The following is a 21,391-nucleotide window of genomic DNA, read 5'->3' as shown; positions in this document are numbered from 1 at the left end:
TCCTGTCCTAAAGATAGCTCAGATTGACACTGAGCTATCAATTCTTTTTGACTTAATCTGTCGTATATATTGTCACTTCGTCTATTTCTCTATTAGCGCTTACTATAATATCTTTACCTTTGTGATGGTATATGTATGCATTTGCCGGGCCGCAATGTTTATCTATAATTTCACAGGTATAGTTTTTGTCTTCGTTAAACATTAACTTAAATAACTCTTGTTCTCCTTCTCTGTACCCTATAACAACGCATGGACGATTATCAATTTTATCTGCCCATATAGCGTGTAAAAACGGCATGTTTTGGAGATGTTCATATTTAAGTCTGTAGACACCGTTATTATCCAGTTCATATACTTTCAGTTTATTGCCGTGGAACGGAGATAAGGTAATCAGTTCGTATTTTCCGTCATTATTTAAATCGCATAATGCAGCATCGCTTGTCGGCTCTGCTATTAATTGTTTTATGTTCCACGGACCACCATTTTCTTTGGGAGGTTCAACTTTGAAAACACCTTCATCGCTGCAAGTTATTACAAAGTCACCGTCTGCTTCATGCATTATGTAAAAACCGTGGTTTCTATAAAGTTCGTCTTTAATTACGTCAAAGCGGAAAGGTTCTTTTAAGTTTTGTATTTCTTTAGGAAGAGGTGCTGCGTAAATTTTTCCACCGGTTGAAAAATCACCCATGAAAGTGTGTGATGATTTGATTGTGCATGCAACTAAATAATTTTCATGCGGTGTTTTTAAGATACCAAAACGATGAACAAATGGTAAATGGCAAAGTTTTTTGGTTTGCCATTTAAACAGTTCAGTCGGGTAGACTATGTCTATTTCACTGTATATTGAGTCGTCAGGAGAATAAAATTTTTGTGTAGCTAAAAAGATTCCATTGCTATCAGGAATTTGTGCCATGGACATTGTGCCGCCCGGACCATCCCAAATGTTAGCAATAATATTACCGTCAAGATCAAACAATAAGCACGGGTCGTTTTTTTCAGATGCTACTAGAAAATAGTCTTCATTCATGTAGTGTAGGGGAGCTATTGAATAACACTTATTTAATTGTGCTAAAACTTTTTTATGCATCATTCTTCTCCTTATTTCGTTTTCTATATTTATATTTTAATTTTTAATTTTAACAATACAAAATTGTTCCACGTGGAACATTACATTTAATTTATACTTTATCCTGATGTTGATATGTAATGTGTTATGTTAGCCTCATCTTTGTTAATACTTTCTTGATAATCTGTTTGGGGAAGATTATTTAGGAATCCATTATGAGTATTTGCAGTGCAGACGTAAAGCATCTGTTAGTCGCTTTATTATTTATAGTTTTTACAACATATAATTCTTATGCGGCAGGAACATTTGAAGATCAGGTATATAAAGAATTTAAGAGCAGCATCAATTCAGATGAAGTATATGATGGAGCATTAAATAGTTTTCATTTTAAAAGTGAAGTAAAGCGACAACTCTTAAAAGAACACCTAAAATTGTTATTTAGTAATGATGCATTGGTTGATGAATTTTGGCTTGAATTAAAGTCCCTTTTAGGAAGACCTATTACAAATAATCCTAATGACATAAATCTAATAGTAAAAAATTCAGCTCTAGTAGCTATGTCATATGTCGAAAATCTATCTACTAAAGGAATGCTTAGATTATCTGCAAATGAAAGAAAAGAATATTTTATGCAGACTTACGAAATTACAAATTTTATGGATGACAGGACCTGCGCTGCTTTTCAATTTGGAAATGATTTTATTGATCCTCTTAAGATCAGAGAAGTTTTAATTGATTACTACAATTCATTATCAGATGCAGAAGTACGTCATAAATTAGCCTTAGTCAGAAAAGCAGTATTTGCGGAACTTGATAAATATCCTATGCCGAAAATTATTACTTCAAATGATTTATATTTGGCCGATCAAGCAATGTCCTCGGCATTAGAAAATTGGGCTGCTACTGCATCTAAAGAAGAGATACAAAATTTTGTTTTAGTGCTGAGTAATCCCTCAGCCTATTCTTATCGCGATCAATGTCATGCAGCAAAAACATTTTTAGAAATTGTTATCGGTATGGATGGAGCTTATGCTGACATTAATCGTATTCAAATTCTGCAGAGCATAATTAGATGATTATGTTCCACGTGGAACATTTTACAATTGTTTTTATTTAAATAACTTTCTCATCAGTGATTTTTACTGTTGTTAATTTATGTATCAATACGAATAAATGACTTTATTGAAAGAGTTTTAAATGTAATTTATAAATTTTGAATTGTTCCACGTGGAACAAAAAAGCCAGCACGCGGCTGGCTTAATTAATCAAATAAACTTAATAAAGAACTGAAATATCAGCAGTCTTGGAGAAGACAGCATTAAGCTTTTGCAAAATCGCAATTCGATTAGCTTTTACCTGAGGATCTTCAACATTTACCATAACATGTTCGAAGAAACCGTCAACATCTTCTTTGAGCTCTGCAAGCGTAGTCAGTGCTCTTTCATAATCACCGTGATTATAAAGTTCATCAATAACCGGCAATAAATGATTTAAGTGATCAACGAGTTTAATCTCGGCATCCTCTTTAAGAAGATTGGTCATTATCTCGCCATCGTGTTTTTCGTTCTTAGAAAGAATATTTGCGACACGCTTGTAAGCAGAAGCAAGGTCAGTAGCTTCAGGAAGTTCTTTAAACTTTACTACTGCTTTAATGCGTTTATCAAAATCAAGAAGATTTGTAGGATGTGTTGAAAGCACCGCTGCAAAAATTTCTCCGCCGATATTTTGATCTTGATAATACGCTTTCAAACGACCGAAGATATAGTCTGCTACATTCTTTCCGGTGTTATCGGCTTTGAATTTATCTTTTAATAATTCACAACCTTGATTGATGACATCAACTAAATCAAAATCAAGTTTGTTTTCGATAACAATACGGATAAGACCAATTGCAGCTCTTCTTAAACCGTACGGATCTTTATCTCCCTTAGGAAGTAAGTTGATACCGAAAATACCGATTAAAGTAGTGAGCTTTTCTGCCAGGCTTACAGCTATTTGAACCGGCTTTGTAGGAATTTTATCTCCGGCAAAACGCGGTAAATATTGTTCAAAAATAGCTTCAGCGACATTTTGATCTTCACCGTCAAGCTCTGCGTAATGCATACCCATAATACCTTGGGTGTCGGTGAATTCGGTTACCAGTGTGGTAGCTAAATCGCATTTAGCCAAGTGGGCAGCTCTTTCACAAAGCTGCGGATCGGCATTAATGAGAGAAGCTATATAAGCTGCCAGTTTTCCTACTATCTCTGAACGATACGCAATAGTACCGATGTCTTTTTGATAGACGATGGTCTCAAGGCGTGGGAAGAATGATTCTAAAGATTGTTTACGATCAGTGTTGAAGAAAAATTCAGCATCTGATAAGCGCGGTCTTACTACACGCTCATTTCCTGAAATTAATGCAGTTGTGTCAGAAGGATTAATGTTGCTGACAAAAGCAAATTTAGGCAAAAGTTTTCCCTGACCATCATAAATCGGGAAATACTTCTGATCTCCTTTCATGGTGTAAACGAGAGCTTCAGACGGTACTTTTAAGAAGCGATCTTCAAAAGATGCCAGGAAAACGTGAGGGTTTTCTACCAGAGAGGTTACTTCTTCAAGCAATGCATCATCTAAATCAGCTACCCCGTTTATGGAAGAAGCCAACTTTTCAACTTGAGATCTAATTGAAGCTTTACGCTCATCGTAGTTGGCGATAACTGCACCTTCATCTTTTAATTGAGATAAATAAGAATCGGCGCTATCGACGGTTAAGGTCTGCTGTCCCATAAAACGGTGACCTTTAATTGTCTTTGATGAGCTGACCCCTAAAATATTACCTTCGATAAGTTTGTTGCCAAAAAGCATGCACAAGGTATGTACCGGACGGACAAATTCTTCTTTTTTATCACCCCAGTGCATTAATTTAGGAATAGGCAGTGCACTTAATGCTTCTTTAAACATCTGCGGAATTAAAGTCGCGGTATCAGATCCGTGTTTTACGGATTTAATATAAAGCCACTCTCCCTTGTCGGTCTTAAGACGATCAGCTTGATCAACGGTAATACCGTTGGCAGTAGCCCAACCTATAGCAGCTTTAGTAGGATTTCCGTTTGCATCAAAAGCGGCTTTGACTGCAGGTCCTTTAATTTCAATTTCACGGTCGGCTTGTTTGGTCTCAAGATCTTTTATGATTAAAGCTAAACGGCGCGGAGTTGCGTACCATTGTGCTGATGAGAATTTAAGACCGGCTTGATTTAGGTGTTTTACAAAATCGTCATGTAAAGCTTGAGCAAGTTTACGTAATGCTTTAGGCGGTAATTCTTCAGTGCCAAGCTCTAATAAAAGATTTTCAGTGGTCATGATTAATTCCTATTTTGCAGCGTCGTTATTTTTGCACATCGGGAAACCGAGAGCTTCACGAGATTTGTAATAAGCTTCAGCTACAGCTTTGGATAAGGTTCTGATCCTTAAAATATAACGCTGTCTTTCAGTTACTGAAATGGCATGACGTGCATCTAGAAGGTTGAAGCAATGTGCAGCTTTTAAAATACGCTCGTAAGCCGGTAAAGGAAGCGGCTTTTCAAGATTAAGTAATGCGCTGCTTTCTTTTTCCATCTTGTCAAACATGTTAAACAGGAATTCAGTATCGGCATATTCAAAGTTGTATGCAGATTGCTCAACTTCATTTTGATGGTAAATATCCCCATAGGTTACAACACCGGTTTTGGTGTGTGCCCATACTAGGTCGTAGATGGAGTTTTTACCTTGGATATACATGGCAAGACGCTCAAGACCGTAAGTAAGCTCGCCGGTTACCGGATAGCACTCTAATCCGCCTACCTGTTGGAAGTAAGTGAACTGTGACACTTCCATGCCGTTAAGCCAAACTTCCCAGCCAAGGCCCCATGCTCCTAAAGTCGGGTTTTCCCAGTTGTCCTCAACAAAGCGAATATCATTTACCGTAGGATCAAAGCCGAGCTCTTTAAGCGATCCCAGATATAGATCCTGAATATTGTCAGGAGACGGTTTTAAAATAACTTGGAACTGATAATAGTGTTGTAAGCGATTAGGGTTTTCACCGTAGCGGCCGTCAGTAGGACGGCGAGACGGCTGAACGTATGCGCAGCAAATCGGCTCAGGTCCTAAAGAACGTAAAAAAGTCATCGGATGGGAAGTACCTGCGCCGACTTCCATATCAAACGGCTGTGCAATCATGCAGCCTTGGCGCATCCAGTAATCCTGCAAAGTGAAAATCAAACCTTGGAAAGTTTGAAGGTCGTATTTATTTGGCATTTTATTTTATCCGTGGTACGACGTTGATGTTTTTCCGGATTTTCCGGTTTTATAAGTAAGAAAGTAATGAGAAAAGTCTCTGCAAAAATAAACGGAATCAAAATATATAGCTTTGACTCCATGTACAAGAGCTTTTCCTTAAACGAATAAGTCTAGCACTTTATAAGCCTGATATCTACGGCAAAAGCATAAGAGAGAACTATCGCGGAACATGCGACTTTACATGCCTATTCTTTCTTTTTAATGATAAAGCGATGGGGATGTTGGTCATCAGGCAAAGAGACAAGCTTATGTCCCATAAAATTGCAAAAAGCAGGAACATCGCGCAGTGAGACAGGATCGTCCGACAGTAAAGTTATTTCTTGACCGGGCTCTGCTTTTCTTACCAGATTACGCAGCAGGGTCAGCGGTTCGGGACATGAAAGACCGCGGCAATCTAAAGTTTTATTTTCATTTTTAGACATAAAAATCGTATTTATTAAGGAAAAATTTTAAAGAGATCTTGAATTAAACAAGTCTCTTGATATAATTACCACACTTTTGCTGGCTTAGCTCAGTTGGTAGAGCGCCTGTTTTGTAAACAGGGGGTCGCGGGTTCGAGACCTGCAGCCAGCACCACCTTCCTGGTTTTTCTCCTCTTAATAAAAATTATCATTTTTGAAACAAAGAGAAAAAGCGTGTATATGACTGTATTGCGCAAGCGTTGATCTGTCAAGTTTTCATTAATATTAGATTGTTTAATATAAAGATATTTTTTGATACAAAACGGTTAAAATTGATCTGAAAAGGTATAAAAATATTACTTTATATTTTATAAAACTGATATTTAAGCGCTTTTTAGTGATATGATTGAAAGTGGAATTCTATCTCTAATCAAGGTTCATTCTTGGTTTAGATATTTTTCTTGCGAGATTTTTAGATAAAAGCGGAAGTTAAAAATGAAAGCTAAAATTTTATCATTATCAGTTATTGCAGCATTAGGTTTTGCCGTTGCTGCACAAGCTGCAGTCCCTGAAACTGCATACGTCGGTGTTCGCGGCGGTTGGGCACATATGGATAACGTTGACTGGGCATCTGCTGATGACAAAGATGCTGTAGGCTACGGTATTTATGCCGGTTATAACCTAACCTCTTGGGCCGCAATTGAAGCAGGTTACAACTACTTTGACGGTTTCTCTGCTAAAGATGTTGAAGGATCTCATGATTTTGATGTTCACGGTCCTGAGGCTGCATTGCGCTTAGCCTTCCCGTTAGGCCCGGACGGTTCTGATATCTATGTTCGCGGTGGTGCTTTCTGGGCAACTACTAAGGTTGAACATGGTATATCCAACCATGAGATTGCTCCGTTCGTCGGTGCCGGTGTTCAGTATGCTGTCACCAAGAATTTTGGTGTTCGCGTAGGCTATGATTACTACTTTGATGTAATTGATGACAAAGACGCTCCTGAAACTGATATCGGCCTGCTCTATGCCGGTTTGCAGTTCACCTTCGGCGGTTCAGAGCCTGCACCGGCTCCTGCTCATGCTCCGCAGACCGTTACCGAGAACTTCACTTTAGATGCCTCTACCCTCTTCCCGTTTGACGGCTCTTCACTTTGTGAAGAAGGTGTAAAGGCTGTAAACGATGTTGTTGATTCAGTTAACGCTAAGAACATCCAGAATGCTGCTTATGATGTCAAGGGCTATACAGATCGTATCGGTTCTGAGGCTTACAACCAGACCTTGTCAGAGAAGCGCGCTCAGGCCGTTGCTGACCAGCTCCAGGCTGCAGGTGTTGCTCCTGAACAGCTTACCGTTACCGGCATGGGCGAAGCCGATCCTGTTTCAACCGGTTGTGAAGGCTTACGCGGCAACAAACTCGTTGACTGCTTAGCTCCGGATCGCCGTGTTGAGCTCTCAGTTACAGGTGAAGTTACTGAAGCTGAATAATTTATTTAACTAAGATTTTCTAGTTAAATTAAAAGAAACCCCGAGATGAAAATTTCGGGGTTTCGTTGTAATGAGCTTTAGTAAATTTTATTGATTGATTTGTTCGGCGTTGCTTATTACTTCCTGATAATACCTAATCGCTGATTCATCAGGATTTTTAAGTGCTTGCTCGAAAATATACTTTATCTGCTCCAGTACCGTAGCCCTTACGATAAACACGAGCTTGCTGTCATGATCATCATCAGGCCAGCTGTCAAGCTCGGTTAACGGATACAGATTTCCCTGGACTCCGTGAATGACTACCGGTTTTTCCTGATCTTTAATATTGACGATGCCCTTGATGCGCAGGATCGAATCACCGTATTGCTCCTGAACTAGAGAAATTGCAGATAACAAAACCAAAGGATCTAAAGGATCCGATACTGAAACGCAGAAGCTTTCGATATTGGAGTGGGCAATGATTCTTGGTTTGGCAACACCGATAGTATTGGAAACTGATGCCGGTTTAAACGGTGAGGCAACAGTTTTGTCTTTAATGTTAAGCCAAGCTGCAACTTTATCCGGATTTTGGTGATCGGAATTTTTATATGGTCCTATTTCCTCAATGATTTTAGGGGTGATATTGCCTTTTAACATCGGATAGATACGAGCTGACGGATTGATTTTTGATGCAACTTCAGTAATTGCGTCAATTTCGTCAGAATCGATTAAATCGGTTTTGCTTATAAGAATGATATCGGCAAGAGCGATTTGTTTTACGGCTTCATATTGGTTTTTAAGTTGCTCTCTGACAAATTGTCCGTCAAGAACGGTTACCGTACCGTCATAACGATAATAAGTCATAACAAACTCATCACCGGCAAGAGTTGAAATTACGCCTGAAGGATCGGCAAGACCGGTAGTTTCGATTAAAACACGCTTAAAGTTCGGAATAAGTCCTTTTTTGGCACGAATAAAGTTGGTGGTTAACGAGTCGATAAGCTCGCCCTGCAAAGAACAGCAGATGCAGCCCGATCCAAGTAATACGACAGTATCATCAACCGCTTGGACTAATTCATGATCAAGTCCCACGTCACCGAATTCATTGATTAATACCAAGGTATCTTTAAACTCTTCGGTATTTACCCATTTATTAAGCAACGTGGTCTTTCCCGAGCCCAAAAAGCCGGTAATGATATTTACGGGGATTTGAAAATCCTCTTCTTCAATAACTTCTGTCACTTTATTTCACCGTTTAATAAAAAATGAAAAGCATATGTTAACGCTAAATTGCGGTATTCGTCAGATTCATTTAGCAGATCATGATAAGCGCCTGACAAATTGAAGTATTTTGGTCTGCTAAGATCGTTTAAATGCTTTCTCATAAAATTTATTGTGTGAGGAGTTGATACGACATGATCTTCTCCTGCCGTTACGGTCAGCATCGGGATGGTGAAATCAACGTTGCTGTTCATGATTTCAAGCTGCTTTTTTAAGGCTTCTTTAACAAAAGCAAAAGAGGGGCCTCCCAAAGCTAAATCAGGATGTAATCCGTAATAGTCATGATAAGTCTCATAGCGATCAAAACAGTGGCTGTGGATATTCTTTTTAAACTCAATCCTTTTGTACTCAGCTCCGTGCGGAGTATACAAATATTTTAGCAGCGGTATATTGCCTACCGTGTTGACCAATAGTTTTAATACGGGCTCAGGCAGTTTAAAGGCAGGCCATAAATATGGAGCCAGAAGAGCGACGCGCTGCGGTTTGTTTTTTTCATGAAGCAAAAAATCCAAGGAGATGAGCCCGCCCATAGAAAAGGCCATTAACAGATACGGACTTTTGACATTAAGAGCATCAAGTGCAAAAGCAAGATCTTTTCTATAAACATTGAAATCATCAATATGACATTTAAAACTGCCTTTGATGACTTTAGAAGACATGCCTTGGCCCCGAACAAAAATTACAAAAACCTGCAGATTCTGCTGACGTAATGAATATAAAAGTTCAGCGTATTTATGTTCGCATTCAGCTCTACCCGGGACGATTACTAAAGTATGTTTGGGGGTTGCGCTTGTAAGTTCAATCGCACTTAATGTGACTTCATCGGAAACTTTTATAGAGTGCTTAATGATTTTGTGCTTATAAAAATCCTCTATATGCGCAAGTTGGCGCATATAGTCAGATACAGTGGTGAGAAAAGGAAGATCATTCATAATAAGTCCTGCAAACTAGTACACATTCTAGTTTAGCACGGCTAACTACACTGTCTGTGACGCTAATAAAAATTAGCGCTTTCTAAAGATTTTAATTACATTAGGGATGGTTTTTATACGGCGGATAATGCCGGCAAGGTGCAGTCGATCGCGTACGGTAACCGTAAGATTAATGATATACACTTTGCCTTCTTTGATTTCCGAATTAATGGAATCAATTTGCGATCCGGCTATATCAACGGCGTTGGAGATTTCGGACAAAATACCTTGACGGTTTTCCAGTTCAATTCTAAGGCCGGTTTGAAAATCCATGCTGGCTGCAACTTCTCTGTCCCAGCTGACATCAAGGAATTTATTCGGATCTTTTGCCATATCACGAATATTAGAGCAGTTGAAATTATGGATAACAAGGCCTTTTCCGGGAGAAATATGCGCAATAATATGATCGCCGGGGATCGGCATGCAGCATTGAGCAAAAGAATAAGGCAAACCTCCGGTTCCGGTAATCGGCAGGGTCTTTTCATCGGCAATCTTTTTGCCGATTTCTTTAGATAGGCGTTTGGCAACAATTACGGTAAGGATGTTGCCGAGGGCGATATCAATTAAAAGAGCATTAAGATCAGGCTCTTTAAACTCTTTAAGGACTGCGCTTAAGTGCTCAGGCTTGATTTCATCAAGATGTACGCCTTTTAATGAAGTTTGCAGCAGACGACGACCGATAAGCACGCATTCCTGGGCTTTTAAGCTCTTTAGATACTGTCTTATCTTGGAACGGGCCCGAGGAGTAACTACTGATGATAGCCAGATGGCATTAGGCTGAGCGCTTGGAGAAGTGATGATTTCGACTGTTTGTCCTGATTCAAGGGCATGACTTAAAGGGAACATGCGGTGATTGACGCGAGCACCGATACAGTGTTGCCCTATGTCGGTGTGGACGGCAAAAGCAAAATCCACCGGTGTTGCTCCTGACGGCAAATCATAAATCTTACCTTCAGGCGAGAATACGAAAATTGTATCAGGATAGAGATCGTTCTTAACGCCTTCGATGAACTCACGAGAACTGGCTGAGCTCTGCTGTAAATCCAGAATATTGTTGATCCAGCGCTGTGCGTTCTTTTGAGCTGTTGTAGAAGTAGGCTCTGATCCTTTCTCTTTATAAGACCAGTGGGCTGCAACGCCGCGGGCTGACATCTGATCCATAAACTCGGTACGGATCTGAATTTCAATAGGGACTCCGTGCGGTCCTATAAGTGAAGTATGCAGTGACTGATAACCGTTAATCTTAGGAATGGCAATATAATCTTTAAATCCGTCAGGGCGCGGTTTAAAGAGATTATGCATTTGACCTAACACGCGATAGCATGTATCGACGTCATTAACGATGATTCTAAAGCCGTAAACATCCATGATTTCACGGAACTGCAGCTCTTTGTGCACCATTTTCTGGTAAATGGAGTAAACGCGCTTTTCGCGGCCCAAAACACGAGCTTCGATCCCTACTTCATTTAAGCGTCCGCGAATATTTTCAAGGATGTTGTTTACTATTTCTTTACGGTTTTTACGTGCCTTTATAACAGCTGATTTCAGTACGCGATAACGCATCGGATGCATTGCCGCCATTCCGAGTTCTTCAAGTTCGGATTTTATCTCTGAAATACCGAGACGGTTGGCTATAGGTACGAAAACGTCAAGGGTTTCTTTGGCAATACGGATGCGTTTGTCAGGACGCAGTGATCCGATGGTGCGCATGTTGTGAGTTCGATCGGCAAGCTTGATGAGAATGACGCGGATGTCCTGCGTCATAGCTAAGATCATTTTTCGGAAGTTTTCCGTTTGTGCTTCGCGATAATCGTGAAAACGCAGTTTATCAAGCTTGGTAACGCCGTTTACGATTTTCTGTACTGTAGGACCGAAATTTTTTTCTATATCTTTTTCATTAATAAATGTGTCTTCAACCGTATCATGAAGCAATGCTGCCTGAATCGTCTCAACGTCAAGGTGCATTTGCGCAACAATGGTTGCTACGGCCAGAGGATGAGTGATATATGGTTCGCCTGATGCTCTTTTTTGTCCGTCGTGAGCACGGTCGGCAAGCTCAAAGGCTTTATCGATATAGTGTATTTTTTCAGCAGGTAAATAAGAACAGACCAGATCGCGCAGCGACCAGTAAAATTCAAGGTTGGGAGCGTTTAAAACATCACGGGATAAAGCCGGAGGAGCAGAGATTTCTTGCACCGGAATGTCTAAATTTAAAGTATCCTGCTTGTTTTCTCCGGCCATAGTGTTTACCTTTGTGATTAGCTGAACATTTCGGCTCCGTCAATAGGAGCGAACTCATTATTTCCTGTACGTAAAGAAGCATCGCGTAAATGATCTTTACGATCTTGCTTATCTAAGAACTCTTCGGAAATTAAACCTTCTTCAATTTCGCGTAAAGCGATTACGGTAGGTTTATCGTTTTCTTCATCAACTAAAGGTTTGCTGCCGTTATTGGAAATCTGACGGGCACGACGTGCTGCAAGAAGAACTAGATCAAAGCGGTTGCCGACGCGAGCAACGGCGTCTTCCACAGTAACTCTAGCCATTTAATCACTACCTCAAAAAAACAAAAAATAAAAAGCTGAATATTTATTATAACCGATTATCGGTACATTTAACGCTTCTTAGCGTTTTTTGGATCCTTATTTGCTGTATCCTTCAAGCATAGCATCCAAAAGCTGCTTATGCTTATTGCTTTGACGCTTAAGCTCAAAACGATGGGCAAGAACAATGGATCTTAAAGCTAAAACACTTTCATCAAATACATCGTTGACGATAAGATAGTCATATTCATTGTAATGAGAAATTTCTCTTTTAGCTTTTTCCATGCGTTTTTTTATAACTTCGTCACTATCTTGACCGCGTTTTTTAAGTCGGTTTTGTAATTCTTCAAGCGACGGCGGCAGAATAAAAATACTTTTTGCATACGGGGATTGTTCACGAATCAGTCGTGCACCCTGCCAGTCGATATCAAGAAAAACGTCTTTACCGTCATTTATCCATTCTTCAACAATCTCTTTTGAAGTCCCGTAATAGTGATCAAATACTTTGGCGTATTCGTAAAAAGCATTACGAGCAATTAAAGCTTCAAATTCTTCATTGCTGACAAAGTGGTAGCTTACGTGATTAGTTTCACCGGGACGCGGCTCACGAGTAGTATGAGATACGGAAAGTCTTAGCGAGTCATCTAAATTAAAACGCTGCATTAAAGCTGCAATAAGTGATGATTTTCCTGCGCCGCTTGGTGCGGATACGATAAATAAGGTTCCTTTTTCTTTAGACATTTGCGTTTTCTTCTATAGGTTGAAAGCTTGAATACCACATGGATAAAAGTTTACGTGTTTCATCAACACCGATGCCGCGCCATGCTGAAAACGGAATAACGGTAAAACTTCCGTCAAATTCCGAGAGCAAAAGTTTCACTTCCTTAAGTGCTTTACTGCGGGCGTTTACTCCTAATTTATCCGCTTTGGTTAAAAGAATAATTGCCGGAAGATTTGCCGCAGTTGACCAATCTAAAATCAAACGGTCATGATCTTTTAAAGGATGGCGAATATCCATGGTTATGACGATTCCGCGTAATGCTTTACGTTTTTGCAGATATTCGCTCATGGATTTTTGCCATTGTTTTTTCATGGCCTCAGGAACTGCCGCATAGCCGTAACCCGGAAGATCAACTAAAAATTTATTTGCTTGTACGGCAAAGAGATTAATCAGGCGGGTACGCCCCGGTGTGCTGCTGGTTTTGGCTAAATGTTTTTGATCGCAGATTGCGTTAATGGATGAAGATTTTCCGGAGTTTGAACGTCCGGCAAAGGCGATTTCGATACCGTTATCCGGCGGCATTTGGCGGATATCAGGAGCTGAAGTGACGAATTTGGTTTGGCGAAAATCCAAAATAGGTACGGCAGGGGCCTGTTCCATGTGATCCTCTTTTTAACGGCTTTGTGAAATTCGGTTATTAATGTAATAAGAATTTAAGCGGCGGACTTTAAGATATTGAGCTCCGCATTTCAAGGGGTTTATGTAAAATTTTTGTAAATTATATCATGCGCCTTGTATATGAAAGTCAGGAAGAAAAAGAAAAGCCGGCAAAGCCGGCTTAAAATTACTGGAGATTTAATTCTTTTATCTTTCGTGTAAGAGTATTTCTACCCCATCCTAAGAGCTTGGCCGATTCCTGCTTATGATTGCCCGTATAGGCAAGTGCCGCTTCAAGCATGACGCGCTCAAATTCGGGAGTTGCTTCTGAAAGAATGTCTCTTTCTCCTGCTTTTAATCTTCCGTCAACCCAATTACGCAGCTGTTCCTGCCATGAAACCGGCTCTTTAGAGGTTCCTGAGATTGAAGTTGTGGTTTTAACCTGGGTGTTTCTCGCTTGTAAAAACTCGGCCGGTAAATCGCTTAGTTGAATGTCTCTGCCGGTAACCATGATGGTTAAGTATTTACAGAGGTTTTTCAGTTGACGTACATTACCGGGCCATTGCTGACGGCACAAGAAAACCAGAACCTCAGAAGTCAGTTTTTTAGGCTCGGTATTATTTTCAATCGCACTTTGATTTAGGAAGTGCTTAGCCAGCATCGGGATGTCGTTGTTGCGATCGCGCAGCGGCGGCATATTGATGTGAATAATATTTAATCTGTAGTAGAGATCAGAAATAAAAGTTCCTTCTTTTACCAGATTTTCAAGTACGCGGCTTGTCGCAGCAATAATTCTTACATTCACTTTATGCGGTTTTTGTTCTCCTACTGGCAAAAACTCGCCTTTTTGTAAAACCTGCAGCAAACGAGTTTGGGCTTCCATCGGCATTTCGCAGATTTCATTAATAAACAAAGTGCCGTTTTGTGCTTTTACGATAGCCGCTTCTTCTTTATCACCTTTGCCGATACCGCCGAAAATTTCATGTTCAACCGTTTCTTTGGGCATTGAAGAAACATTTACTGAAATAAACGGCTGCTCTTTGCGATCGGAGTGGTTATGCAAAGCCATGGCAACAAGTTCACGCCCTGTTCCTGTTTCACCGTGGATAAGAACCGGAACCTCAGTACGCGATACGCGTCCTATGAATTTAAATACTTCCTGCATGGCCGGAGATTTGCCGATTATTTCGGCTTCTTTACTGTCAGCTACGGCATCGCTTGCTAAAACCATTTCCTTTTTACGGGTTAGGTTAAAGCGGTGCAGTGCCGCACGACGGATAAGACTTACAGCCTGCTCGATATCAAAAGGTTTGGGCAGATATTCAAAAGTTCCGTGCTCATAAGAATCAATTGCGGCGGTTAAGTCGCTATGGGCGGTTATGATAATAAACGGAATATTACAGTCAACCTCATGTACTTTTTTTATAAGGGAAAGACCGTCGGTTCCCGGCATGTTGATATCAGAGACTATAACATCAGGGATCTCTGTTTTTAAGTAGGCGAGAGCTTCATCTCCGGTTTCAAATAAGCGATGGGAAATACTGTTGACATCAAGCGCTTTATCAAACACGAAACGAATGCTGGCATCGTCATCAATAACCCAAATCATGGGATCCATAGTTAAATTTCCTCGCTTTTAAACACATCTTTTTTTATGGGTAAAATTACGGAAAAAGTCGTTTTTCCTTTGTGGCTTTCACATTCGATAGTGCCGTTATGGCGTTCGACAATGCTTTGAGCAATGGATAAGCCTAGTCCGTTCCCTTTGGATCTTGAAGTTACCATCGGGTAGAAAATTTTAGGCATGATGCTTTCCGGAATACCCGGTCCGTTATCCGTTATAGATACGCAAATAGAAGTCGGATATTTAAAACCGTTTATCACCATACCGTTGACAGCTCGAGTTTGGATTTTAATGAGCGGTCTTTCAGTATTGGATTCTGTGAGCGCTTGAATGGCATTACTGATGATATTGATGAAGGTCTGCTGCATGGCATCAACGTCAAGCATCAATTCCGGCAGCGAAGGATCGTAGTCCTTTTCAAAACGGATTTTATCTTTCGTTGCCATGGCTTCAAGCGACAGAACCTTTTCTACTACATAGTGGATATTGGCAAGGCTCATCGGGTTGGGACGCTGCGGACCTAATAAATTATCCACTAAGGTTTTAAGGCGATCGGACTGTTCAATAATGACTTTAGTGTAATCGGTAATGTCCGCGGCTTTACCGAAGGTCATTTCAAGCAGTTGGGCCGCTCCGCGTATTCCTCCCAAAGGATTTTTGATTTCATGGGCAAGATTGCGGATTAGATCGCGGGCTGCCAGATGCTGGGTACGTCTCTGGCGTTCATAACTAAGTTTTTGTTGGTAATTAATTGATTTTATTTCGACGATAAGACCTTTATTTTTTCCTGAGTATTGGCTGATGCTCATATCAACGCTTATGGTATGAGACGGATCGATTCCTACAGCTATATCGGAGGCAGAAAAACCCTGAAAATTGGCTTTTAAGGCACGAGAAAGATTTTCCATTAAATTCTTTTCGTGTCGATTAATAAGATCGGTAAGTTTTAGTGAACGCAGTTTAGAACGCGACATGCCGAATAGCTGCTCGGCGGACGTATTGGCATATATGATCTTATATTGCCCGTCCGTAAGCATGATAGCTGTCGCTAAACTTTCAAGGATAGTCTTCGCATCTGTTGGCATATAAAAACCTGCACCTGTTCACAAATACATTACATGAGCAATTTTAGTGCATTGCTCTTTTTATCTGTCTATTGTATGAAAAAAAAGAATCTAACGGGCAATTTTAGTGCATTGTTTTAATGAGTGGTTTTAGAAGATATTTTTATATTTTTCAATTTATTAATAAATTAAAGGCCCTGTTTTGTTGCAAACAGAGCCTTTTTTAAGATCAATTTTAGAGCATTTGATTATTCTGCTTTTTTTCCGCCTGCAGCACGGAAGGCACGAACACGCTCCAAATCCGAAAGGAATTTCTTACGCAGACGAATACTCTTGGGAGTAACTTCGACAAGTTCGTCTTCGTTAATAAATTCAAGGGCTTGTTCCAGCGACATATGAACTGCTGGGGTCAGGATGATATTATCATCCGATCCTGCGGCACGGACATTGGTTAATTTTTTGGTCTTAAGGCAGTTGACGGTTAAGTCATTGCTGCGGTTATGCAGACCGATAATTTGTCCTTCATAGACTTCTTCACCGGCATCAACGAATAAACGTCCGCGCTCCTGCAAGAACCATAAGGCGTACGGTACCGCTTTACCGGTATCATTAGAAATAAGCACGCCGTTTTGTCTTTCACCGATGGAACCTCCGGCAAATGCATCATAGCTGTCAAAGGTATGGTACATAAGACCGGTTCCTGAAGTTAAGGTCATATATAAAGTTTGGAAGCCGATAAGTCCGCGGGCCGGAATTCGGTAGTCAAGGCGAACGCGTCCTTTTCCGTCCGGATTCATATTTTTAAGCTCACCTTTGCGGCGGCCTAATTCTTCCATGACGGGGCCTTGGTTTTCTTCGTTAAGATCTAAGGTTAAGACTTCATACGGCTCTAATACTTTGCCGGATTCATCTTTGTGAAGAATTACTTCAGGACGGGAAACACCGAGCTCGTAACCTTCGCGGCGCATTTGCTCAATTAAAACCGATAAGTGCAATTCACCACGTCCTGAAACTTTAAAGCGATCAGGATCTTTGGTGTTTTCAACACGTAATGCTACGTTATGCACAAGCTCCTGACGCAGACGTTCTTCAATATTGCGTGAAGTGATGAATTTACCTTCTTTGCCGGCAAAAGGAGAAGTGTTGACGCAGAAGTTCATAGATACGGTAGGCTCATCGACGGTTAAGGCCGGCAATGCTTCAACCTTGGAATTGTCGCAGATTGTATCTGAAATCTTGAGTTCGCCAAGACCGGTTACGGCAATAATATCGCCGGCTTCAGCTTCTTCTACTTCGTTGCGGTGCAGTCCTAAATAGCCTAAAACTTGACCGACGCGTCCCTGGCGGGTAGATCCGTCAGCATTGACAATAGTTACTTGCTGATTGGAACGTACGCGACCGCGGGTAATGCGGCCTACACCGATAACACCTACATATGAGGTGAAATCAAGAGAGGAAATCTGCATCTGGAACGGACCGTTGATATCGGCTTGCGGCGGGGAAACTTTTTCGATAATGGTCTCAAATAAAGGTTCCATAGTGTCGCCGTGTGAACTTTCATCAAGGGAGGCCCATCCTGCCAGAGCTGATGCGTAAACTACCGGGAAGTCGAGCTGTTCATCGGTTGCTCCTAAATTATCGAATAAGTCAAAGACCTGATCGATAACCCAATCGGGGCGAGCTCCGGGACGATCGCATTTATTGATTACGACAATAGGTTTTAAGCCGCGAGCAAAAGCTTTTTGGGTAACGAAGCGAGTTTGCGGCATAGGTCCGTCAACGGCATCAACCAGAAGTAATACTGAATCTACCATTGACATAACGCGTTCTACTTCACCGCCGAAGTCAGCATGTCCTGGGGTGTCAACGATATTGATGCGATAACCGTTCCAATTAATTGCTGTGTTTTTGGATAATATGGTGATTCCGCGTTCTTTTTCAATAGCATTTGAATCCATAACGCGCTCTTGTCCGAGCTCGGTACGATCTAAGGTTCCTGATTGGCGCAATAACTTATCGACTAAGGTGGTCTTGCCATGGTCAACGTGGGCGATAATGGCAATATTACGGATCTTTTGTACGTCCATATATGCAAACCTGTATAAATAAAAAAGGATGGTGTCTTTAACGTAATTTATAAAATTTGCGATATTTTACCTTAAAAAAGCGCTGTGAGCTTTAAAATCAGATATTGTTCACACTTGTAACGGTATTTTAACTTTTGATTTTAATTTTTTGCCAAATTAAAGAGTGCTTTCAAGATAGATTTATCAAAAAAGATCAGCGGCTAAAACCCCGTACTTTAGGGCGGAGATCATCGCGAGAAAAATCTCATTTTTTAAGCCGGAGGTTTCTGCCGGAAAATATATTGTTTGATAATAGATATCGGAGTACCGCTGCATGCGGAAGCAAAAAAGATAGTGACCTGGATGCATTATTCCACAGCTTTGTTCTAACGGTAGGATAATTACGCTTACGGATGAGCATGGAGAATGTGCCCTCAAGTCTAAAGACAGGCTCCAAGATAGATAATTGCGGCAGATTTGAAACTAGCAAATGCATAAGCTGTTCACCGCCGTTATTGTTATTAATTGCACATATACTGGGCAGATGTTTTATTTTTAGTGCAAAATTAAATGCGATAAAAATCCCAAAATGGTACACTTATAAGATTATGATGCAACAGGTAGGCTCTAAATAATTTTAGAGGTATGTTTGCAATCGGTTTTCACTGTGAGCACGCTATTTGCGTTAAGTTTGCCTTTTTTAAGGAGATTTCGGTTTATGACAACCGTTGCTGATGTATTAAAGCTTATTGAAGAAAACGGCGTTAAGTTTGCTGATTTGCGCTTTACCGATACTAAGGGAAAAGAGCAGCATGTTTCAATTCCTGCAAAACTTGTGACGGAAGATTTCTTCTCTGAAGGTAAGATGTTTGACGGTTCATCAATGGCCGGATGGAAAGGCGTTGATAAATCCGACATGATTTTGATGCCGGATGCCGACAGCGTGCACTTGGATCCTTTTTATGCCGATCCTACTATCATTGTAAGATGTGATGTTCTTGAAGCCGATACAATGACCGGTTATGACCGTGATCCGCGTTCTGTAGCCAAGCGTGCAGAAGAATATTTGCGCTCAACCGGTATCGGTGATGAAGCCTATTTCGGTCCTGAGCCTGAATTTTTCTTATTTGATGATGTTAAGTTCTCAAATGAGATGGGCGGCTGCATGTATAAGGTAGATGATTATGAGGCCGCTTGGAATTCAGCTACTGACTATGAAGGTGGAAATTTAGGTCACCGCACTATGGTAAAGGGCGGTTATTTCCCGGTTCCGCCGGTCGATCCTTCCCAGGATATCCGTTCAGCAATGTGCCTTATCATGGAAGAGTTCGGCCTTGAGGTTGAGGCTCATCATCATGAAGTTGCAACATGCGGACAGAACGAAATTGCCACCAAATTCAACACCCTCACCAAGAAAGCCGACGAAGTTCAGGTCTATAAATATATCGTACAGAATGTAGCCAATCAGTACGGCAAGAGTGCTACCTTCATGCCTAAGCCTATTTTCGGTGACAACGGATCGGGTATGCATTGCCATCAGTCAATCGGCCGTGACGGCGAGAATATTTTTGCCGGAAATATGTACGGCGGATTGTCACAGGAAGCTTTGTGGTACATAGGCGGTATTATTAAGCACGCTAAAGCGTTAAATGCTTTCACCAATCCTTCTACCAATTCTTACAAGCGTCTGGTTCCGCACTTTGAGGCCCCAGTAATGCTTGCTTACTCAGCTTCCAACCGTTCTGCTTCAATTCGCATTCCGGTAGCTCAAAATCCTAAAACTGCTCATATTGAGGTCCGCTTCCCGGACTGCATGGCAAATCCGTATTTAGCTTTTGCCGCTATGCTTATGGCCGGACTTGACGGAATTCTTAATCACATTGAGCCGGGCGATCCGATGGACAAGAATCTTTATGATTTGCCTCCTGAAGAAGCTGATTCAATTCCGTCAGTGTGCGCAACTTTAGCTGAAGCTTTGGATGCATTGGAGAAAGATCATGAATTCTTAACCGAAGGTGGAGTTTTCACTGAGGACATGATTAAGTCCTACATTGAATTAAAGCGCGGTGAAGTTTCACGTTTGCAGACCGCTCCGCATCCGATTGAATTCGAGATGTACTACAGCCTCTAATTTTTTAGTAATTAGAGATAGTTAGCTGTTTTAGAACCCTGCTGAAGATAAAATAATCTGTGCAGGGTTTTTTATTTTTTGGTGTCTGATTTTGAAAGAGTTGTTTAAAAAATTATTGATAAGAGTGCGGGCTGATGATTTGTTCATTGAAGCGGCAGCATTGTCTTATACAACTATTCTGGCCTTGGTTCCGGCTCTTACGGTTGTTATCTCAATTTTTGCCATGGTCCCTGCTTTTACACCGATAAAACAGGCATTGCAAAATTTTGTGCAGAATAATTTCATGCCGGTTTTTTCTGAGGCTATCGGGGACTATATAGGAATTTTTATTGCTCATGCCGGACAGATGACGGTTACCGGTACGGTGATTTTATTTATTGTGTCTTTCTTTCTGGTAAGGGCGGTAGATAAAGCTTTAAACAGAATTTGGCGCGGCGGAAAGCGTAAAATGACAATGACCTTTGCGGTGTACTGGATGCTGTTAACTTTAGGTCCTTTGGCAACCGGTATTCTTATTTGGTTCACTTCAAAAGTTATTGCTTATTCTTTCCTGGATACACCTTTATCTTTTGCTACGGGACTTGCCTATTTTCTTGTTCCGGTTGTTGTTGAATTAATCTTGGTATCCGCTTTATTTATTACAGTACCGGTGGCGGTTGTAAAGATCCGTGATGCCGTACGCGGGGCCCTTTTTGTTATGGTGCTGTTTGAAATTTGTAAGCGTATTTTCAGTGCTTTTATTTTGAATTTTTCCGACTATGAGGCAATTTACGGCGCTTTAGCCGCTATTCCGGTTTTAATGATTTGGATTAATATTAATTGGGTTATAGTTTTATTCGGAGCTGAATTTACGGTGTGTCTTAGTGAGTTGCGTGAGGAAAAACACCGGATCTCTCAACAAATAACGTGCAGCCGAAAAAATTAAAAGTAAAGGAAAACTAAGCTTCTGTGATTATCTCCGAAAGATTGATAAAAACATCTTTATTTTAGTATAGAGAGATAAAGAAACATATAAAAATCAATGCAAAAAAATCTTTTTTAAGTCATTAATATATGGCAAAACGATCAAACTGATGGAGTTCACA

The 21,391-nt window shown here is 40.7% G+C and carries 17 protein-coding genes and 1 tRNA gene; 5 read left to right on the top strand and 13 right to left on the bottom strand.

What is annotated here, in order from left to right:
* Window positions 1-52 precede the first annotated feature (52 nt).
* Window positions 53-1,090: a hypothetical protein gene (locus HMPREF9444_RS03280; protein ID WP_009142928.1), complete on the bottom strand. Its 1,038-nt coding sequence runs from the start codon at window positions 1,088-1,090 to the stop codon at window positions 53-55.
* A 191-nt stretch (window positions 1,091-1,281) separates the two neighbouring features.
* Here HMPREF9444_RS03280 and HMPREF9444_RS03275 point away from each other — a divergent pair, with 191 nt between their 5' ends.
* The gene (locus HMPREF9444_RS03275; RefSeq protein ID WP_009142927.1) at window positions 1,282-2,142 is read left to right on the top strand and encodes a hypothetical protein; all 861 of its coding nucleotides are present in this window, start codon (window positions 1,282-1,284) and stop codon (window positions 2,140-2,142) included.
* 199 nt (window positions 2,143-2,341) lie between these two features.
* Here HMPREF9444_RS03275 and glyS read toward each other — a convergent pair whose 3' ends face one another.
* The 3 genes from glyS to tusA all read right to left on the bottom strand — a co-directional run bounded on the left by glyS (window position 2,342) and on the right by tusA (window position 5,805).
* Window positions 2,342-4,408, bottom strand: a complete 2,067-nt coding sequence (glyS, locus tag HMPREF9444_RS03270; RefSeq protein ID WP_009142926.1) for a glycine--tRNA ligase subunit beta — start codon at window positions 4,406-4,408, stop codon at window positions 2,342-2,344.
* A 9-nt stretch (window positions 4,409-4,417) separates the two neighbouring features.
* Window positions 4,418-5,341: a glycine--tRNA ligase subunit alpha gene (gene glyQ, locus HMPREF9444_RS03265; protein WP_009142925.1), complete on the bottom strand. Its 924-nt coding sequence runs from the start codon at window positions 5,339-5,341 to the stop codon at window positions 4,418-4,420.
* Window positions 5,342-5,568: 227 nt separating this feature from the next.
* Window positions 5,569-5,805, bottom strand: coding sequence for a sulfurtransferase TusA (tusA, locus tag HMPREF9444_RS03260; protein WP_009142923.1), 237 nt, complete (start codon window positions 5,803-5,805; stop codon window positions 5,569-5,571).
* Window positions 5,806-5,883: 78 nt separating this feature from the next.
* Between tusA and HMPREF9444_RS03255 the strand changes: the two genes are divergently transcribed.
* Window positions 5,884-5,959, top strand: a tRNA-Thr gene (locus tag HMPREF9444_RS03255).
* A gap of 320 nt (window positions 5,960-6,279) precedes the next feature.
* Window positions 6,280-7,269, top strand: coding sequence for an OmpA family protein (locus tag HMPREF9444_RS03250; protein WP_009142922.1), 990 nt, complete (start codon window positions 6,280-6,282; stop codon window positions 7,267-7,269).
* A gap of 87 nt (window positions 7,270-7,356) precedes the next feature.
* On the opposite strand, the gene HMPREF9444_RS03245 is transcribed toward HMPREF9444_RS03250, so the two are convergent.
* The 9 genes from HMPREF9444_RS03245 to typA form a co-directional block, all read right to left on the bottom strand.
* Window positions 7,357-8,490 carry a CobW family GTP-binding protein gene (locus HMPREF9444_RS03245; RefSeq protein ID WP_009142921.1) on the bottom strand — a complete coding sequence of 378 codons (1,134 nt, stop codon included), beginning with the start codon at window positions 8,488-8,490 and terminating at the stop codon, window positions 7,357-7,359.
* Window positions 8,487-9,461 (bottom strand): alpha/beta fold hydrolase, encoded by a 975-nt coding sequence (locus HMPREF9444_RS03240; RefSeq protein WP_009142920.1) that lies wholly within the window; start codon window positions 9,459-9,461, stop codon window positions 8,487-8,489. Before HMPREF9444_RS03240 ends, HMPREF9444_RS03245 begins: the two co-directional genes overlap by 4 nt.
* 72 nt (window positions 9,462-9,533) lie before the next feature.
* Window positions 9,534-11,741: a bifunctional GTP diphosphokinase/guanosine-3',5'-bis pyrophosphate 3'-pyrophosphohydrolase gene (gene spoT / locus HMPREF9444_RS03235; RefSeq protein WP_009142919.1), complete on the bottom strand. Its 2,208-nt coding sequence runs from the start codon at window positions 11,739-11,741 to the stop codon at window positions 9,534-9,536.
* A gap of 17 nt (window positions 11,742-11,758) precedes the next feature.
* Window positions 11,759-12,046, bottom strand: a complete 288-nt coding sequence (gene rpoZ / locus HMPREF9444_RS03230) for a DNA-directed RNA polymerase subunit omega (protein WP_009142918.1) — start codon at window positions 12,044-12,046, stop codon at window positions 11,759-11,761.
* A gap of 96 nt (window positions 12,047-12,142) precedes the next feature.
* Window positions 12,143-12,784 (bottom strand): guanylate kinase, encoded by a 642-nt coding sequence (gene gmk / locus HMPREF9444_RS03225; protein WP_009142917.1) that lies wholly within the window; start codon window positions 12,782-12,784, stop codon window positions 12,143-12,145.
* Window positions 12,777-13,424 (bottom strand): ribosome biogenesis GTP-binding protein YihA/YsxC, encoded by a 648-nt coding sequence (yihA, locus tag HMPREF9444_RS03220; RefSeq protein WP_009142916.1) that lies wholly within the window; start codon window positions 13,422-13,424, stop codon window positions 12,777-12,779. Before yihA ends, gmk begins: the two co-directional genes overlap by 8 nt.
* Before the next feature lie 184 nt (window positions 13,425-13,608).
* Window positions 13,609-15,039, bottom strand: coding sequence for a sigma 54-interacting transcriptional regulator (locus tag HMPREF9444_RS03215; protein WP_009142915.1), 1,431 nt, complete (start codon window positions 15,037-15,039; stop codon window positions 13,609-13,611).
* 2 nt (window positions 15,040-15,041) lie between these two features.
* Window positions 15,042-16,130 carry a nitrogen regulation protein NR(II) gene (gene glnL / locus HMPREF9444_RS03210; protein WP_009142914.1) on the bottom strand — a complete coding sequence of 363 codons (1,089 nt, stop codon included), beginning with the start codon at window positions 16,128-16,130 and terminating at the stop codon, window positions 15,042-15,044.
* 227 nt (window positions 16,131-16,357) lie between these two features.
* The gene (typA, locus tag HMPREF9444_RS03205) at window positions 16,358-18,196 is read right to left on the bottom strand and encodes a translational GTPase TypA (RefSeq protein ID WP_009142913.1); all 1,839 of its coding nucleotides are present in this window, start codon (window positions 18,194-18,196) and stop codon (window positions 16,358-16,360) included.
* A gap of 697 nt (window positions 18,197-18,893) precedes the next feature.
* Between typA and glnA the strand changes: the two genes are divergently transcribed.
* Together glnA and HMPREF9444_RS03195 are read left to right on the top strand one after the other, a co-directional pair.
* Window positions 18,894-20,306, top strand: a complete 1,413-nt coding sequence (glnA, locus tag HMPREF9444_RS03200) for a glutamate--ammonia ligase (RefSeq protein WP_009142911.1) — start codon at window positions 18,894-18,896, stop codon at window positions 20,304-20,306.
* A 91-nt stretch (window positions 20,307-20,397) separates the two neighbouring features.
* Complete coding sequence (locus tag HMPREF9444_RS03195) at window positions 20,398-21,231, top strand: YihY family inner membrane protein (protein WP_009142910.1); 834 nt, start codon at window positions 20,398-20,400, stop codon at window positions 21,229-21,231.
* Window positions 21,232-21,391 lie beyond the last annotated feature (160 nt).

The sequence above is a fragment of the Succinatimonas hippei YIT 12066 genome (genome assembly GCF_000188195.1).
In the GTDB taxonomy this organism is placed as follows: domain Bacteria; phylum Pseudomonadota; class Gammaproteobacteria; order Enterobacterales; family Succinivibrionaceae; genus Succinatimonas; species Succinatimonas hippei.
Note: the sequence above shows the minus strand (reverse complement) of the source record. Positions and strands in the feature narration are given on the sequence as shown.

Coding starts and splice junctions, on each gene's coding strand:
- glnA (WP_009142911.1), top strand. CDS start 18,894: ATGACAACCGTTGCTGATGTATTAAAGCTTATTGAAGAAAACGGCGTT.
- HMPREF9444_RS03250 (WP_009142922.1), top strand. CDS start 6,280: ATGAAAGCTAAAATTTTATCATTATCAGTTATTGCAGCATTAGGTTTT.
- HMPREF9444_RS03215 (WP_009142915.1), bottom strand. CDS start 15,039: ATGGATCCCATGATTTGGGTTATTGATGACGATGCCAGCATTCGTTTC.
- glnL (WP_009142914.1), bottom strand. CDS start 16,130: ATGCCAACAGATGCGAAGACTATCCTTGAAAGTTTAGCGACAGCTATC.
- HMPREF9444_RS03275 (WP_009142927.1), top strand. CDS start 1,282: ATGAGTATTTGCAGTGCAGACGTAAAGCATCTGTTAGTCGCTTTATTA.
- glyS (WP_009142926.1), bottom strand. CDS start 4,408: ATGACCACTGAAAATCTTTTATTAGAGCTTGGCACTGAAGAATTACCG.
- HMPREF9444_RS03280 (WP_009142928.1), bottom strand. CDS start 1,090: ATGATGCATAAAAAAGTTTTAGCACAATTAAATAAGTGTTATTCAATA.
- tusA (WP_009142923.1), bottom strand. CDS start 5,805: ATGTCTAAAAATGAAAATAAAACTTTAGATTGCCGCGGTCTTTCATGT.
- spoT (WP_009142919.1), bottom strand. CDS start 11,741: ATGGCCGGAGAAAACAAGCAGGATACTTTAAATTTAGACATTCCGGTG.
- gmk (WP_009142917.1), bottom strand. CDS start 12,784: ATGTCTAAAGAAAAAGGAACCTTATTTATCGTATCCGCACCAAGCGGC.
- yihA (WP_009142916.1), bottom strand. CDS start 13,424: ATGGAACAGGCCCCTGCCGTACCTATTTTGGATTTTCGCCAAACCAAA.
- typA (WP_009142913.1), bottom strand. CDS start 18,196: ATGGACGTACAAAAGATCCGTAATATTGCCATTATCGCCCACGTTGAC.
- HMPREF9444_RS03240 (WP_009142920.1), bottom strand. CDS start 9,461: ATGAATGATCTTCCTTTTCTCACCACTGTATCTGACTATATGCGCCAA.
- glyQ (WP_009142925.1), bottom strand. CDS start 5,341: ATGCCAAATAAATACGACCTTCAAACTTTCCAAGGTTTGATTTTCACT.
- rpoZ (WP_009142918.1), bottom strand. CDS start 12,046: ATGGCTAGAGTTACTGTGGAAGACGCCGTTGCTCGCGTCGGCAACCGC.